Source organism: Bifidobacterium sp. FKU (genome assembly GCF_026016385.1).
GTDB lineage: Bacteria > Actinomycetota > Actinomycetes > Actinomycetales > Bifidobacteriaceae > Bifidobacterium > Bifidobacterium infantis.
This window is the reverse complement of sequence record NZ_CP092888.1, coordinates 1,215,044-1,230,719: the sequence shown is the minus strand read 5'-3', so window position 1 is coordinate 1,230,719 and position 15,676 is coordinate 1,215,044. Positions and strand designations below refer to the sequence as shown.

Annotated in this window: 17 protein-coding genes; 6 read left to right on the top strand and 11 right to left on the bottom strand. The window is 50.0% G+C overall.

The features are described 5' to 3' along the window. Positions 1 to 4: 4 nt before the first annotated feature. The 3 genes from MMB48_RS05400 to MMB48_RS05390 all read right to left on the bottom strand — a co-directional run bounded on the left by MMB48_RS05400 (position 5) and on the right by MMB48_RS05390 (position 2,856). On the bottom strand, positions 5 to 850 hold the full coding sequence (locus MMB48_RS05400; RefSeq protein WP_050496255.1) for a glutamate ABC transporter substrate-binding protein: 846 nt from the start codon (positions 848 to 850) through the stop codon (positions 5 to 7). A 95-nt stretch (positions 851 to 945) separates the two neighbouring features. Continuing rightward, positions 946 to 1,896 carry a magnesium transporter CorA family protein gene (locus MMB48_RS05395; protein ID WP_032744182.1) on the bottom strand — a complete coding sequence of 317 codons (951 nt, stop codon included), beginning with the start codon at positions 1,894 to 1,896 and terminating at the stop codon, positions 946 to 948. A 114-nt stretch (positions 1,897 to 2,010) separates the two neighbouring features. Next, positions 2,011 to 2,856: a histidine phosphatase family protein gene (locus MMB48_RS05390; protein ID WP_029679512.1), complete on the bottom strand. Its 846-nt coding sequence runs from the start codon at positions 2,854 to 2,856 to the stop codon at positions 2,011 to 2,013. Between the two features lie 68 nt (positions 2,857 to 2,924). On the opposite strand from MMB48_RS05390, the gene MMB48_RS05385 reads away from it, so the two are divergent. Then, the gene (locus tag MMB48_RS05385; RefSeq protein ID WP_032744183.1) at positions 2,925 to 4,220 is read left to right on the top strand and encodes a class I SAM-dependent methyltransferase; all 1,296 of its coding nucleotides are present in this window, start codon (positions 2,925 to 2,927) and stop codon (positions 4,218 to 4,220) included. Positions 4,221 to 4,247: 27 nt separating this feature from the next. Here MMB48_RS05385 and MMB48_RS05380 read toward each other — a convergent pair whose 3' ends face one another. Further along, positions 4,248 to 4,652: a pyridoxamine 5'-phosphate oxidase family protein gene (locus tag MMB48_RS05380; protein WP_012577367.1), complete on the bottom strand. Its 405-nt coding sequence runs from the start codon at positions 4,650 to 4,652 to the stop codon at positions 4,248 to 4,250. 251 nt (positions 4,653 to 4,903) lie between these two features. Between MMB48_RS05380 and MMB48_RS05375 the strand changes: the two genes are divergently transcribed. Further along, entirely contained in the window at positions 4,904 to 5,839 is a 936-nt protein-coding gene (locus tag MMB48_RS05375) for a DMT family transporter (RefSeq protein ID WP_032744184.1), read from the top strand. 160 nt (positions 5,840 to 5,999) lie between these two features. Beyond that, positions 6,000 to 6,971, top strand: coding sequence for a hypothetical protein (locus MMB48_RS05370; protein WP_032744185.1), 972 nt, complete (start codon positions 6,000 to 6,002; stop codon positions 6,969 to 6,971). A gap of 115 nt (positions 6,972 to 7,086) precedes the next feature. On the opposite strand, the gene MMB48_RS05365 is transcribed toward MMB48_RS05370, so the two are convergent. The 7 genes from MMB48_RS05365 to MMB48_RS05335 are packed head-to-tail and all read right to left on the bottom strand — an operon-like array spanning position 7,087 to position 12,144. Then, positions 7,087 to 7,674: a sensor histidine kinase gene (locus MMB48_RS05365; protein ID WP_230581220.1), complete on the bottom strand. Its 588-nt coding sequence runs from the start codon at positions 7,672 to 7,674 to the stop codon at positions 7,087 to 7,089. Continuing rightward, the gene (locus tag MMB48_RS05360; protein WP_230581221.1) at positions 7,667 to 8,377 is read right to left on the bottom strand and encodes a hypothetical protein; all 711 of its coding nucleotides are present in this window, start codon (positions 8,375 to 8,377) and stop codon (positions 7,667 to 7,669) included. The genes MMB48_RS05365 and MMB48_RS05360 overlap by 8 nt, the downstream gene beginning before the upstream one ends. Positions 8,378 to 8,436: 59 nt before the next feature. Continuing rightward, the gene (locus MMB48_RS05355) at positions 8,437 to 9,102 is read right to left on the bottom strand and encodes a response regulator transcription factor (protein WP_032744186.1); all 666 of its coding nucleotides are present in this window, start codon (positions 9,100 to 9,102) and stop codon (positions 8,437 to 8,439) included. 53 nt (positions 9,103 to 9,155) lie between these two features. Beyond that, the gene (locus tag MMB48_RS05350; RefSeq protein ID WP_032744187.1) at positions 9,156 to 9,962 is read right to left on the bottom strand and encodes a NisI/SpaI family lantibiotic immunity lipoprotein; all 807 of its coding nucleotides are present in this window, start codon (positions 9,960 to 9,962) and stop codon (positions 9,156 to 9,158) included. Further along, positions 9,955 to 10,698 carry a lantibiotic immunity ABC transporter MutG family permease subunit gene (locus tag MMB48_RS05345; RefSeq protein WP_032744188.1) on the bottom strand — a complete coding sequence of 248 codons (744 nt, stop codon included), beginning with the start codon at positions 10,696 to 10,698 and terminating at the stop codon, positions 9,955 to 9,957. Before MMB48_RS05345 ends, MMB48_RS05350 begins: the two co-directional genes overlap by 8 nt. After that, on the bottom strand, positions 10,698 to 11,441 hold the full coding sequence (locus MMB48_RS05340; protein WP_032744189.1) for a lantibiotic immunity ABC transporter MutE/EpiE family permease subunit: 744 nt from the start codon (positions 11,439 to 11,441) through the stop codon (positions 10,698 to 10,700). The genes MMB48_RS05345 and MMB48_RS05340 overlap by 1 nt, the downstream gene beginning before the upstream one ends. Position 11,442: 1 nt before the next feature. Further along, positions 11,443 to 12,144 (bottom strand): lantibiotic protection ABC transporter ATP-binding protein, encoded by a 702-nt coding sequence (locus MMB48_RS05335; RefSeq protein WP_032744243.1) that lies wholly within the window; start codon positions 12,142 to 12,144, stop codon positions 11,443 to 11,445. Positions 12,145 to 12,341: 197 nt separating this feature from the next. On the opposite strand from MMB48_RS05335, the gene MMB48_RS05330 reads away from it, so the two are divergent. The 3 genes from MMB48_RS05330 (at position 12,342) to MMB48_RS05320 (ending at position 15,599) form a co-directional block, all read left to right on the top strand. After that, positions 12,342 to 12,482 carry a hypothetical protein gene (locus MMB48_RS05330; protein ID WP_230581223.1) on the top strand — a complete coding sequence of 47 codons (141 nt, stop codon included), beginning with the start codon at positions 12,342 to 12,344 and terminating at the stop codon, positions 12,480 to 12,482. 508 nt (positions 12,483 to 12,990) lie between these two features. Further along, a complete protein-coding gene (locus MMB48_RS05325) occupies positions 12,991 to 14,946 on the top strand; it encodes a bacteriocin-associated integral membrane family protein (protein WP_032744190.1) in 1,956 nt (651 codons plus the stop codon). A gap of 2 nt (positions 14,947 to 14,948) precedes the next feature. Beyond that, positions 14,949 to 15,599 carry an ATP-binding cassette domain-containing protein gene (locus MMB48_RS05320; protein ID WP_032744191.1) on the top strand — a complete coding sequence of 217 codons (651 nt, stop codon included), beginning with the start codon at positions 14,949 to 14,951 and terminating at the stop codon, positions 15,597 to 15,599. Positions 15,600 to 15,676: the final 77 nt, after the last annotated feature.

Below are 15,676 nucleotides of genomic sequence, written 5' to 3'. Positions count from 1 at the left end.
ATCGTTATTCAGCATCCGAGACGATGGCTTTGGGGTCACCGTTCAGCGAAACCGTGAGCTTTGTTTGGCTTGTGAACGTATCCTCGGCGGCCGTCCAGCTGCCATCCTCAACCATGTCTTCCAATGCTTCCGCGATTTTCTGCGCCAATTGGCTGATGCCTTGACTCACGGCGATGCCATAACTGACCTCGCCCTTGTCCGCAATCACGTCCATATACTGGGGCCCGTTGGCCGCTTGAAGACCGGAAAGCACCGCCATATCGGAGGCTATGGCATCCGCCGACCCTACTTGCACGGCCGTGACGCACTGCGCATAACTGCTACGCTCCTGAATCCGAGCCTGCGGGTGGTTGCCGCGGAAGATGCCGACTGTCTCGTCACCTTTCACTGCGCACACCGTGCCGTCGCCTACGTCGCCCACCGAACCTGCGTCATTGGTGAATCGGCCACGCTCATCCGACCTGACCAGCAAACCGACGCTGGTCGTGAGGTATGGTCCGGCAAAATCAACGATCGCGCTGGACCCATCGGTGATAGGCCAAGAGGCGACGACCATGTCGACCTGTCCATTGTCCAGCATGGAGCGCCGGTTTTCGGGGCGAACCTGCTTGAAGACGATCTGCTTGTTCGCATAGCCGAGTTTGGCGGCCACGTATTTGGCGATGGTGATGTCGAAGCCCTGGTATGTACCGTCATGCCATGCTCCCACCGATGGTTCGTCGGCTGCGACCCCAATGGCGATGGTGGGTCCCTCCGGCGTTCCGGAGACGGTGGTGACTTGAATTTGGCCGCAACCGGCCAGACCAGATAATGGCAATATCATGCCAAAGGCCGCGGCGAATCCTGCCATCAGCCGGGAGCGAAATCCGCGCCGCATCGGACGGCGAGCGCGGAGCACGCTACGGCTGGCGAACGATGACCAATGGTGCATAACCGTCAAACGCCTTACTTGAACATGCGCGAACGTGTGAGGAACCAGGCAACCACACCGGAAAGCACCATGGAGATCACGATGATGAGCAGGAAGCCCCAAGGCTTGTCGGTGAACGGCATGTCCATCATGCCGCCGTCGAAGTTCATGCCGTACATCGAGAAAATCAGCGTCGGGATGGACAGGGTGATGGAGATGATGGTGAAGATGCGCATCACGTTGTTCAGGTTGTTGGACACGATCGAGGCGAAGGCGTCGGTCATGTTCGCAAGAACGCCGCTGTAGATGTTAGCCATCTCGATAGCCTGCTTGTTTTCGGTGATGACGTCGTCAAGCAGGTCCTCGTCGTCCGGGTATTGCTTGATGCGTTGCAGGGTGGTGAGCTTCTCCATCACGATTTCGTTCGATTTCAGCGATGTGGTGAAATACACCAAAGTCTTGCTCAGCTCCATGAGCATCACGATCTCGCGGTTCTGCATGGAGTGGCGCAGCTTCAGTTCAAGCTTGTCGCTTTCGCGGTCGATGATGCGCAGGTAACGCAGGTACATCGTGGCGTTGCGGTACAGGATCTGCAGGATGAAGCGCGAACGCATGAAGGTGTTGAAGCCTCGGATCGTGCCTTCCATGAACGGGTGGAGCACGGGCGTGTCCTGCATGCAGACGGTGATGATGAGGTTTTCGGTGACGATGATCGACAGCGGGATGGTCTCGTACCAGTCGCGTCCGCCACGCTCCTCCACGGTGGGGATGTCGACGATGATCATCGTGTAGTCGTCCTCGACGTCCACACGTGAACGTTCCTCGTCATCCAGGGGCGCGCGCAGGTCGGCCAGGTCGATGCCGGTCTGCGAGGCGACGGTGGCGAGCTCCACATCAGTGGGTTCGCTCAAACATAACCAGGAGCCGTTTTCCGGTTTCTCGATCTGCTCCACCTGGCCATTGATTGAGCTGAAGATTCTCAGCATGTCGCCTCACCCGCCTTCCGCGCTTTCCTACTGTTCTATCGCTGTACGGTTCCAAACCGCAATCAGTCTAGACCCACCGTTCGAATTTGCGAGCGGGGTTTCGCATAGCGACCGTCACCAGACGATTGGCTGCCAACTTGGCATGTGCGGTCCGCGCAGATCGGTCGGCCCGTTCTCCCAGTCGGCGCTGTCGGCGATGGCGGGAGCCTTGTTGTATTCCTCCAACTCCCACAGGGGCTGTTCGGCGGGGATGCCGTTGACGCTGTGGCGCACTTTGAGCCGGCACCAACAGGCGTTGCGCATGCCGCCGAGTGCGTTCATGCCGTCCGGGTCGAGTTCGAGCAGGTTGGAGATGGTGGCGGTAATCCATGAGCCATGGGTGACGAGCATCAGCGTGGTGGGCGTGCTGTCTGAATAGGCGGAGTCGATGACCAGTGCGCGCACGGCATCGGCACCTCGCTGGCCCACGGCGGCACGGCTTTCCACACCATGCTTGGTTTCGCCCCCAGTGTGTTGTTTCCAAGAGGCGTAGTCGTCGGCTGCCACGGCTTTGATTTCGGCGCGGGTCATGCCTTCCCACTCGCCGAAGCTGCGTTCACGCAGTCGTTGGTCACAGGTGACCGGCAATCCCAGAATATCGGCGAAGGCGTGTGCGGTCTGTTGGGCACGGAACAGGTCGGAGGTCATCACCACCATGCGCCGGCCGGCGGCGGGAGCCTCCTCGAACTGTCGCGTATCAGTGCGTTCGGCGGCGTCAGGACCGGGCTGGGCGATGGCTTCGGGATGCTCGGCAAGTCGGTTCACCTTGGCCCAGTAATACCGTGAAGCGAGCGCGAATGCGGTCTGGTCGACCTGCCATTGGCCTACGATGTCGAGCGGCACATCGATCTGGCCTTGCAGACGGTGTTCGAGATTGTATTGCGTACGGCCATGACGCAGCATCATCACTTCATCGATCATCGGTTTTCGCCACCTCGTTCTCTTGCGGTTTGCCATACTCATCTCAGCACAACCCCTAGAATGGCGGCATGGAGATTTCTGAGTCGACCTGGGCGTTCATCGCCAAACACCGCCGTGAAGATGTGCGTGATGTGGCCTTGCACGCCAAACATGATGGCGACGTGGATGTGCCGTTCGCGCTGGAGCAGATTGCCGGCTGGCAGCGCGCTTCACTCAAGCTACCTGACTGGGCGTCCCATGATGGGCTGATTTTCCCGCCGCAAGTCCCAATGGAACAATGTTCCAGCCAGTTCACGGCTCAATACAAAGCCCGGTTAGCACAGCGATTGTTGGCCAAGGAAGCAGTCGACGACGATTCCCCGACATCCCTAGTCGACCTGACCGGCGGTTTCGGCGTCGACTTTTCTTACATGTCCCGAGTGTTCAATCGTGCCATATATGTGGAACAACAATCCACTTTATGTGATATCGCTCGCCATAATTTCCCAATACTCGGCCTTGGCCACGCCGAAATCATCAATGATGATTCAACAGCAGTGCTTGATACGCTTGGCCGAGCCTCCATGATCTTCCTCGATCCGGCCCGCCGTGACGATCATGGCTCGCGTACCTACGCGATTGCCGATTGCACGCCGGATGTGCTGACCCTGAAGGATACGCTGCTGGCCAAGGCACCGACGGTCATGGTCAAGCTCTCCCCCATGCTCGACTGGCATAAGACCATTACGGATTTCGCCGGCGCGGTGCACGAGGTGCATATCGTCTCCACCGGTAATGAATGCAAGGAATTGTTGCTGGTGTTGGGGCGCGGCCGTTGCGCCTCACCGCTCGTGGTATGCGTCAATGACGGGCAGGTGCTGTCGTACAAGGCCGGCGATAACAGCGACAATCAAACCCCTATCAGCGATTCTGCCTTAGTTGCATGCAATACCTGTAATACCGAGGATCTCCCGGCTGAGGAAAGCGCGAACGGCTTCGATTCCTCGCATTGGAAGTACCTTTACGAACCCAACGCCTCAATCATGAAGGCCGGGTGCTTTGATGTTCTCGAACAGCGCTTCGCCGTGCATCACATCAGCCCGAATAGCCACCTGTTCGTGGCGGCCGAACCTATTTCCGATTTTCCAGGCAGATCATTCGTCATCGAATCCATCGCCACCATGAACAAGAGAGAACTGAAGCAGCTATTGGCCGGTCTCACGCACGCCAACATCTCCGTACGCAATTCCCCCCTAACCGTGGCCCAGCTACGCAAAAAACTCAAACTCAAGGACGGCGGCAACACCTACCTCTTCGCCACCACCGACGCCCAAGGCCGTCACCTAGTACTGCGCACTAAAAAGCGAAAAAGTGGCTCCCTCTGACGAGGAAGCCACCAATACGTCAGCTAATCAGTCCTTGGCGATGGTCTTGCCGGCGGTCGGACCGGAGGCAAGGTTCTGGATTTCGGTGACTTCGAGAACCGGAATCACGGCCGGCTTCTTGGTGCCCTTTTCCTCGGCGACCTTGACCTGCTCGTTGTAGATGTCGTCGTCAACGTGCAGCACCACATTGCCGCGGAAGCGGTAGCCCTGCTTCTTCTCGAGGTTGGCGAAGGCGATGACCAACGGAGAGCCGTTCTTGAGGTTCTCGTAGTGCTGGCCGGCGGTGCGCTCGTGGTAGGCGATGTGCGTGTCGTCCAGAACGAACAGAGACATCTTCGGGCCGAGGTCCAGTTCGCCGTCCTTGGAGACGGTGGTGATCCAGCCGAGGTTGTTCTCGATGAATTCCTTGATCTGCGGTGTGATGACTGCCATGTCGAATCCTTTCAAGATTGTTGCGGAACCATGTCTGTTCCTTTCTAGAATACCGGTTTCGCGCGCGACCGGCCCGGGCGCTCACTGTGAGTATCCTCACCTTCACATGGTTTTCATCGCGCTTCCGCCCGCCGGCGGCAATACGGGACGACACGCACCCGACACCCGCCGACCGGTCGGTTTTGGCCGGTAGTCCCCGTAATCTGTGAGCCAAGAGAGCCACAAGTTTTCCAACCGTCCAGAGGTGCACCATGGGTTTGGTCGATCGTTGCAACAAGTTGCGCAGCCGCTGGTCACGCAGCTTTCCCCCGAATCTCGCCAGACTCATGCTGCTGTGCTGCGCCGCGTTGTGGGGAGGCAGCTATCTGCTCGCCAAAATCGCCATGGAGGCGATTTCGCCCCAATGGCTGATGGGGCTGCGCATGACCGGTGCCTGCCTGTGCATGCTGGCGTTGTTCCATAGGCATATCGTGCCGTATCTGACGCCGAAGATCATCGTGCCGGCACTGGTGGCGGGCCTGACCTATTGGGGTACGATGGTCACCCAGACCGTCGGGTTGCGGACCATCGAACCCGGGCGCAGCGCGTTTCTGACGGCGGCCTATTGCGTCCTCACCCCGTTCGCCACATGGATCGTCTCGAGGATTCGGCCGAAGGCCATCAACCTGGTTGCCGGCGTGATCTGTCTGGCCGGCGTCGGCTTCGTCTCGTTGAAGCCGGGCGGTTCGTTGTCGCTGGGCGCCGGCGACTGGCTGACCATCGCCACCGCGGTCATCTTCTCGTTCAACCTGACTTTCCTGGGCATCTACACCAAACGGTTCGACCCGATCGCCGTCACCTTCGTGCAGTTCGGCGTCGCCGGCGTATTGTTCATCGCAGGAGCGGCGTTCACCGAACCCGCGCCGAACGCCGGTTGGCTGGCGCCCTCGGTGGTGGCCAGCGTGATCTACCTGTTCCTCGGCGCCACGATGAGCGCCCAGATCATGCAGAACATCGGCCTGGCCCACGTGCCCGCCTCGCAGGCCTCGATCATCATGTGCACGGAGAGTCTGTTCGCCATCACGTTTTCCGCTTTGTTCTGGGGCGAGAGGATCATGTGGAGCTCACTGGTGGGTTTCGCTTTGATTTTCGCCGCCGTACTGATGTCGGTGATCAGACCGACCGGGCAGTCGCTGCATCGTAATTGACGACGTCCCGCGGCCTGCGGCGACGCGAAACGCACGTGTGTGCGCCGCAGGGCGTGTCCGACCTGTACGAAGGCCGATTTTGAAGGTCTCGTGTAGGCCTCGCCCCGCTTCCATCGAGTTTCAGGCAACCTGTCAGCCCGACACCCTACGGTCGTGCATTGTGAAGAAGTTTTTTGAAGGAATCTCCCTCTCATCCATCGTGGCAGGCACCCTTGCCGCCGTCACCTCGTTCCTGCTCGCATCGAAGATCGGCATCGGCGGTTCGGTGATCGGAGCGGCGGCCAGTTACGTCGTCTCCGCCGTGGCCACCAAGATCTACCAGAACGTGCTCACCGCCTCCGGCGAAAAACTCCAATCGGCCTCGTCCTCCGGCAACGGGATCACGAAGGACGCCGAGAACGGCGATGCCGATGGCGGCGCCCCCCGAACGGCCGGCAGCCGGACCGACGTTCGGGACGAGCCCGATACGGCGACGGGCGTGACCGCCGATGATGCTTCCTCCACACGCAGACCGCGTGAAATCGTGTTCAGCCGGGCGAACGGCAGGACGTACTCGGTCGATGAGCTGCGCAAGTCCCGCTTCCGCGCTTCGAAGCACACCGCCATGATCGTCACCTTGGTGTCCGGCCTGCTCGCCGTGGCGGTGACGGCCGGCGTCGTGATGCTGGCCACGCAGGGACGCGGCACGGACAATCTCGTATCCCCCACCACGACCACGCCCGCGCGCAACGACACCGGCACGCGAACGGGCACACCCGATCAGAACAACACTCTGCCCCAGACGGGTACCGGCGATGATTCGAAGGGAACCAGCAAGGATTCGAAAACCGACGCCCCCTCCACCGACCTCGACGCCAACGGCACCTCGGGTTCGACCGGCGCCGGCGCCTCGGATTCGAAAACCGACGGCACCGCCAACGGTTCGAACGGCACCGGCACCTCAAAGAATCCGACCACCGAGGACCCGACCAGCCAAGGCGCCGGCGGCAGCCAGACCGGTTCGAATGGCACCGGCACCGGCTCGACAAAGAAAGATCCGTCGGGATCGACTTCAACCAGTACCGACACCAGCGGCACCAGCGGATCGCCGGCCACCAGCCAAGACGCCGGAGCCGGCAGCACGGGCAAATAGCGCATGCGGAAAGCCCGGCGACCGCGACGTCAGTCGACGGCTAAGTTGAATCCGGGACCACCATGCCGAATATCGCTTGGAGATATGGTAAGGGAACGACGCATGAGTCGTTCCCTTATCGTGGTAGCCGTATCGTGACCCTGGCGCCTTTGGTTTCTGCGGAATTACTGAGGAGCAGTTCTCCTCTATGCTGTTTTATGATGACGTCAACGATATATAGGCCCATCCCATAATGCAGTTCGGAGCCTCTGCTCTGGTCTGCCATATAGAAACGCTCTTTCGCGTGCTTCAATGCCTCTTGCGAAAAGCCACAGCCACAGTCCGTAATGCAGATATTCAAGTGATCACCCTGGCCATCCGCATCCATATATAGCGGAGAGTCTACGGGCGAGTGCTCTACGGCATTTGAAACCACATTCATCAATGCCCGCTCCAACAATACTCTATCCCCAGTTATATGTTTCGGAAGAGCGTGCTGCGTCTGCTGAATCACAATACCTTTATCTTTGCAGATGATTTCAGCTTGAGATATGACATGTCTCCAGAACTCCGGGAAGCATATGTCTTCCATCTGCAATTGATATCCGCAGGATGCTCGGGATATATCAATCATCATCTTTATGTACCGTCTCATCTGCTCAGAGCTTCTCATCGCATACGACAGATAGAGCTTTTGTTCTTCGTCAAGCGTCGTTTCATCCAACAGGTCGATGTTCCCCCTGCATAACAGTCAATGGAGTCTTCAAATCATGGGCCAAGGATGCAATCTGCTCTCTCTGCGCTTGTTCACTTCGCCACTGCTGTTCCAATGACTCTTTCAAACTGTTTCGCATACTATCAAAAGATGAAACCACGTTTTCAAATTCAAGTATTCGAGAATGCCTGATAGCAAAATCTAAGTTGTGATTTTCAATCTCTTTAGTGGCTTCTAATATAGGCGTCAATTCTTTTCTCAGCTCTCTGGCGAAATGAACCGTCAAGTAGACGCATAAGCCTAAGCTGTTAGCGATGATCAAAGCGATCAGCAGTATCTCCGGAGACGGTAGGTACTTGTTGCACTGTGCATTGAGATACTGAGAACCTATGACGTACTGCAGAACAATGTACCCATCATCTCGAGTGATGAAGATGAACTGTGTTCTACCGCCTGCATCTATGAGACCCGTCTCGGCAAACGCCAGAGCCTTCTCTTTCTCTTCTTCGTTCATATTCGTATCTATGGATCCATAGTTTCTATCCAACCGAAGGTATTTAATCCCAATGGGCAGATACACGTCTGATACATCTGGCGTTGCGGTGAGTATCGGCACCAGATTTTTCGCTTGCCGTTCGGCATTATCCGCAAACGTTACAAGCCCCATGCTGGAGGCGAACATTATGCAGGCAAAGGGGATGACTACGGACATACACAGTCCGCCAAGCAGACATACAAGAAATCTATAAAAAGTTCTTGTAAGCGTCGTCTTCATCTTTGTTCCCATCTATAGCCTATCCCCCAGACCGTTACGATTGGTTGAACACCGGCCTCCTCGAACTTCGACCTTATGTTTTTTATATGCGTCGAAATTGTAGAACCATCGCCATCCCCATAGAAGGGAAAAACGGCTTCGTATATTTGTTTCTTTGAAAAAACCTGCCCTCTGTTGCCGGCAAGATATTCGCAGATCAGATATTCGCTTTTCGTCAAAGGCACAGGTATATTATCCACCAGCAGTTCTTTTGCGGATAGATCAATCTTTATCCGATCAAACGTAAGCGACACATGTCGTTCTCTCTGTTCACGGCGTAGATGCGCATGTACTCTCGCACGTAATTCCGCAATACGAAATGGTTTTGTCAGATAGTCATCCGCTCCTAGTCCAAGACCGGATGTAATGTCTCTCTCCATTGTCTTAGCGGTCAGAAAGAGAATGGGACAGTCCACCAACGAACGTATCTTGCCGCAATAGGTGAATCCGTCCATATCAGGCATCATGATGTCCAATATAATCAGATCATACCCGTTCAGCCCTTCAAGGGGCACCTGGGCGGTGGACGTATGGATCGTCACTGTATGTCCATCTTTTTCCAGTCCGTTCTTTACAAGTTCCAAGATGGGTCGATCATCATCAATCATCAGGATTGTCGCCATAATACACCTGCTTGCCTCTTCTATTCCATAATTCATATATGCAATAAAAACGGTCATTGGCGCTTTGCAACATAGAAGACGTCATTTATCCGCACCGCAACAGCTTCAGTCCTCTCTCTACTGTTGATTTCATAAACGTCCTTGTACATCCATTGTTCCCGATGCCGTCCGACGGTTTCCCCATACCAGTCAATTTCCCTCAATTCCTCCTTTGACAAAGGAATCTTCGTCTCTGCATCAAATACGACATTTCTAGCAAGAAGATCAATGCGACTTCCTAGTTCACCATCTGACACAGTATCAGAAGTTACTTGATAGACTACGCCATCACAAAGAATCTGGGTCGCATCTCGGGGATTGACCGAGAATCCGCAACTCGTGGATTGTCGCATGTCCTTAAAATCAAACACCCTATCCACGTCTCTGACATCTTCGTCTATGACAGCTTTGTGATACTCGCCATCTATATCCACAATCAGATAGTCGCCGGCATCAGAAGCTGCATACACATTTACGAATGGAAGAACATGGGACTTACCAGGGGCTTTATCCACCAGATCCGATATCTTCGCCAGAGTCTGCAAGGTACCATTCTTGAGATCCTCTTGGAGTATTACCTTTCCCGTCTCGTCTACGGCAACAAGTTGTCGGACATACCCGACCCACGTCCCGAGACCGTTGTCGGAGACCGTATCCTCTAGAATGGTGTAGTCATTTCCCATACAGGAGAACTTCGTCACGTTATCCTTGTTCAAATAACATTGCTCTCCGGGATATTCGCTGTTCCCCTCTTGCAAAGAACAGCCCGTAAGAGATAGACATGCGATACCAGCACAAAGCAGCGGCAGCATTTTACTCATATCCCTTTGCTCCTTCCCATCTGTGGAACCACATCAGGCTTACGATGAATAGCACCATTGAAGAGACAAGCATGATCATGAATCCTAGTTGGAGTTCATATAATCCAGAATAAAACTGTTCCTCATTAACATATCTCAAGACACAATAATCCATAAACCGCACTCCCCAGCCCCACGGAAGGAACTTCCAGATACAGTCTCCAAGTCCCGTAGCCAGCAATGCCGATAATAGGCTTCCTGTAATACCTATACCCATAACTACACTTTTACCTAGAGTGAAACCAGCAAGTATGGAAATAAGATACAGTGGTATTGCAGACAATATCAACATGGTAAGTGGTCGTATATAGAACGAGAATGGAACGCTTGAATAAAGCAGAGCAAATAAGAAGACACAAAGCGCCGTTGCGGAAGCTGCCAGAATGATGAGATATGCCAATTTTCCGATATATACTGACATGCGCGAAGGAACCACGCCAAGGATTGATTGAAAACGACCTGCTTCATTTTCAAGTTCGACCGTCATACCTACGACGATAGAGATAACAAGTGGAAAAACAATTGCCACAACTTCTAAAAAAGTCGTCACAGCCGTCATCCATCCCCAACCTGATATACGGAAATATCCAGCAAAAACACAGGCCCCAATCACAGGGAAGAGAACATGGATCAGAAGTAATGGCGTATGCCTGCTTTTAAGCCATTCCGCTTGAAGACATCTGATAATACCCGACATCAAAGAACCTCCTGCTTGATAAAGGATCTTGCCGTTGACTTCGCAAGGCCATATAGTAGAAACACCGACAAGCACAGTACCGCGATGACCAACAGTAAGGGAGTAGACAGGGCACTTCCTTTTACTGATGCTCCATTCGGCAATATTCCCAATGCGGGAACCATAAGGCGATCAACCCAACTATAAGGGAACAGGAACCAAAGGCCTGTGTCCGCCCCCAATATCCCCAGCGTCAGGCTCATTCCGACATTCAATATGAGAGTGGCGAATACACCCACCTTCTTGGTCAGCCATAAGCATAGCGGTATATTCCATACACTTGCCAGAATGATGCAGAGCGTTCCGAACAATGCCTGCATCGGTCTGATCGTCATGGGTATGCCGAAGATGCGTTGAATAATGAAACCACCTGCAATATTGCACAACATCAGAATTGCATTGGCGAGTGCCGCATAAAGTATGCAGGTGATTATCTTTGCATACCATACCCGCTCTAGGTCGACAGGTAACGACAATATGGCCCTAAACTGTAATTTGCCGCTATCTCTCTGGATTATTAAGATTGATAATAGCGTCACGCAGCCGGGGTACAAAAACACATACCACCAGTTATATGAATTCTGCTGATACCACATAGGAGCAAACACATTAAGACATACCGTTAGCATAGGGGCTATCCATGCTATTTTCCTAACAAAAGTACCTTTATGTTTCAGGTATTCAGAGGCTATATAATTGATCATACTATCGTTCTTCCTGTGATTTCCTTACAACCTCGACAAATAGTTCTTCCAAGTTCTGATCCTTATTCATTGGTCCTTCATATCCCAAAACACCATTTGAGATGATACCAATATCGTCAGCAATAAGCTGAACTTCCGATAGAATATGACTGGATAGAATAACAGTGATCCCTTTAGATGAGAAGGAACGGATAAGAGAACGTAGTTCTTGTATGCCGATAGGGTCTAATCCGTTTGTCGGCTCATCCAGGATCAACAACTCGGGACTGTTCAACAGAGCGATGGCTATTCCCAAACGTTGTTTCATACCCATTGAGAATTGTCCGGCTCTTTTCCGTCCCGTATCTTGCAGATCCACTATCCTTAGAACTTCACCTATCCGGGTTTTAGGAATATCCAGCAACTTCACACGGACTTCCAAATTCTCCGTTGCGGAAAGATTCTCATACAGTGGAGGAGTTTCAATCAAAGCTCCGATCTGTTCCAGATCTCTTCTGCTCCACTCATGTCCATCAAACAGAATCTTGCCACTGGTAGGACGGAGCATGCCCGTGATCATTTTCAGAGTGGTGGATTTACCGGCGCCATTTGGGCCAAGCAGCCCGTATATCGAACCTCTCCGAACGGTTATAGATACGTTATTCACAGCCCTTTGCTTCTTGAAATCCTTACATAGGTTATTCGTCTGTAGAATTGCTTCCATATTTGCCAATACCCTTTCCTTGTTTTCAAGGTAGAGAATAAACAGCAAAATTGAAGACTTTTTGAAGATTTCAAGATACCGTGCACCCATCCATCCGCAGCGTTCAACTTGCGAAATACGCAAACCGTGGCCACGGATCAGGGAAGGTCCCGTCCACCGGGTCATCACGAACGTTTCGTTCCATCGAGAACCGGTCAATGGAACGAAACGTTCGTGATCATCCGGGCAGCAGTTTGCCGACCATGTTCTTCGGCCCAAGCAACATCACGGTCAAAGTCTCCTGGGGCACCGATACCAATGTTATCGGCTCTGAGAACGTCACAGAAATCAAGACATAACTGCACGACGAAGGCAAATCATTGAACTCGGACAACTTCACCATCACTTGGTATGGCAACATCTCGACCGTCACCGCCCATGGCGAAAAACAGTCAGGCCAAAGCTACACGTTCGACTGGAAAGAGCCACCCCGAATACCACTTCTCTCAGGCCCCCACAACCGGACAGGCCACACCAAGGCATACGCATGGGAATCGTGCGTCCGACACTCGGTTTCGAGCCCATGAGACATTAAGGCCACGACTATCGTTGTATATTCCGAAATTGGACGCAAAGCAGGTATTGGTCGTAACTACATGGTAAAGTCGGCCGTGAAAATTGGCGGAGATACGCATACCAGCGGCCTCAAATCAAACTACGCTTACAAAGACGCAAGGAGAGTTTGGTGGGCGGATGAAACATCTTATTATGATTATTATCCATATTAAGCAAAGTAGTCCAAGTATCTAGGGCGGGCTATTTGTCCCGCCCTAGTTTATAGATCCCTTCAAAGAAGAGGCGTATGCTATGAAAAAGTTTTTAAAGATTTTTATTTTCCTTGAAGTCATACTCTTTGCCTATATTTTTAATACTTCCATTTACAACATTTATGAAAAGAATAACATTGCTGCCAAGAATCTAAAAGGGTACGTCTTAGAGGAAACATCGCCAGAAGTTCTCGATAGGTTTTATACATTATTCACAAAAGAGTATTCTCATAATAAATTAGAGCTTATCAACAATACGCTCACTTCCACAGATAAATCTGTTTATGATCTGTATTGCTTTCCGTTAAATTCTTTTACACAAAAACAGCCTATATCTTCTTCTATCTTATTTCAATATCATGAATTGCAGAAGGAAGATTTTTTAGATAGTGTTGGTGTATTCTATACAGATTTACCAAACGATGCAATCAAAGAGATAGCATCTCGACTGTCCGTCGCGATAAACAACTTTGAAAGCGACTCCATTCCGTACAGTATGGTATTGGAACTAAATCTTGTGAATTTCATGATTTTATTTATTGTAATTCAAATCATATACTGTATTTATACCTCCTATAGTTTGAAAAAAATAGGTATTAAAAAAAGCATGGGCTTTTCTACTATACATATTTTAAAGGAACAAATTACAAATATAATAAAATATTATTCTGTAGTATGCCTAGTATTACTGTTGTTGTTAAATACCTATTACGCATTAACAAACAGGTATGCTTCTTCTTATTTAATAACAAGCGTGCTATTCTTTATTGGCGTTTTAGCTATAAATATACTTTGTGTTTTAATGACAAGTATTCTAATTAAGTTTGTCTCCTTAGAGGCAATGATAAAAAATAAAACTTTAAATAGCGGCACAAATGTTGTAGTTCAGGCTGTAAAAATAGCTTTTTCAGTAATAATCGCCATTACCATTATTTCATTACTAAATCAAGGAAACTCATTTAGACAAAGCCAACAAGCTGTTTTAGACTATAAGTACCTGGATGGATATTATACCGCAAATGGTTTTAATTCCTCGAAGTATGACTATGCGTTAGCAAACACAAACATATTAGAAAACTATTCCAAGCAAGCATCGGAGATGTACAATCATAACCATTCACTACTTTGTGATTTTAAGACAGACGATGGTTCGCAGACATCACGCCCCTATTATGAACAACAGCTTGCTATCGCAAATAGGAATTATCTGAATGATTTTTCAAATATTAAGCTCAACGGAAAACCATTGGAAGAAGATAAATTCAATGAACCAACCGTATTGGTTCCGCATAAATACAAGAATGATGAACAATCTATTAAAGAATACATCAAGCAAGAATATTTCCGATTGATGAATTACAATCAGTTCTATGGAATACCTGGAGAAGAAAGAACTATTGACAAGTTTAATATTGTTTATATCGACGATGCTTCTACGATAAAAGCTAATACAGAAAACGGTTTTTCTGATATAGCCGATCCTATTATCATTGTTGATACAGGCGATTTTGCCGGACTTTATTATCTGGATTCTTTAAATACGAGGTGTCTATTTTTCCAAATGAAATCAAGAGAGGATTTCTCTTCCTTGTTGTCAGAATATGGTTTAGAGCAATTAGTTACAGCCGGAACATTACTCACACCTTATTTAATGCAGCTTGAAAATGTGACATTCGTTCTTAAAACACTCACCATGTTCATTATTGTATTTATGGTGTCTTTACTGTTTATTTTGTATATCTCAAATTATGTGGACATCTTTGTAAATCGAAAGAAATATGCGGCAAAAGAGATCTTGGGATTCTCTCATTCTAGAACACTGAAGAATCGTTATATTCTTTGGGGAACTGGACTCATTATATCAGTCATATTGACTACTATAAATCATTATTTTGCTTTCATCTTCGTGATCATATTTATTGACTACATATTTTGCGAATTGCTTTATAGAACTTATATTTCAAACACTTTATATGAGATTGAAAAGGGAGCATAATTATGTCATTGATTACATTGAAGAACGTCAAAAAAGTATATGGAAAGAATCAGGTTCTATTTGAGAATTTGTCTTTGGAGATAGAGAAAGGCGAATTTGTGGGTCTCGTAGGGAGAAGTGGTGCGGGTAAAACGACACTTCTAAATATAATAGGATTGATCACTGATATATCTGCGGGAACAATCACTATTGACGGTCATCAGAATGTGTCCATGAACAGTAAAGATGCTATGATCTTGAGAAGATATACAATAGGTTATTTGTTTCAGAATTATGGACTTATAGAAGATGAAAGTGTGTTATGGAATTTAAAATTGGCTCTTGAATATAAGAAAATAAAAAAGAAAGAAAAACTCAAACTAATCGATAAGTATCTAAAGCAATTTGAGCTAACTGATATGCTTGACAAGAAAGTATACCAGTTAAGCGGCGGAGAGCAACAGCGAATTGCAATTATCAAGTTGATTTTGCAAGGAAGTCGGATCATATTAGCCGATGAGCCAACTTCCGGGCTTGATAAAGAGAATGAATCGATAGTGATGAAGCTTCTGAAAGAATTAAATGAAGATGGCATTACTATAATCATGGTCACTCACAACATGAATCTGCTCGATTGTTTTTCCAGAGTTATAGATGTAGAAAGCTTCAGATAGTTTGCCTAAAGGGAGATACACGGTTTCACATGCGTGCAATCTCCCTTTGCATCTCGTCATATCAAGACCCATATTCA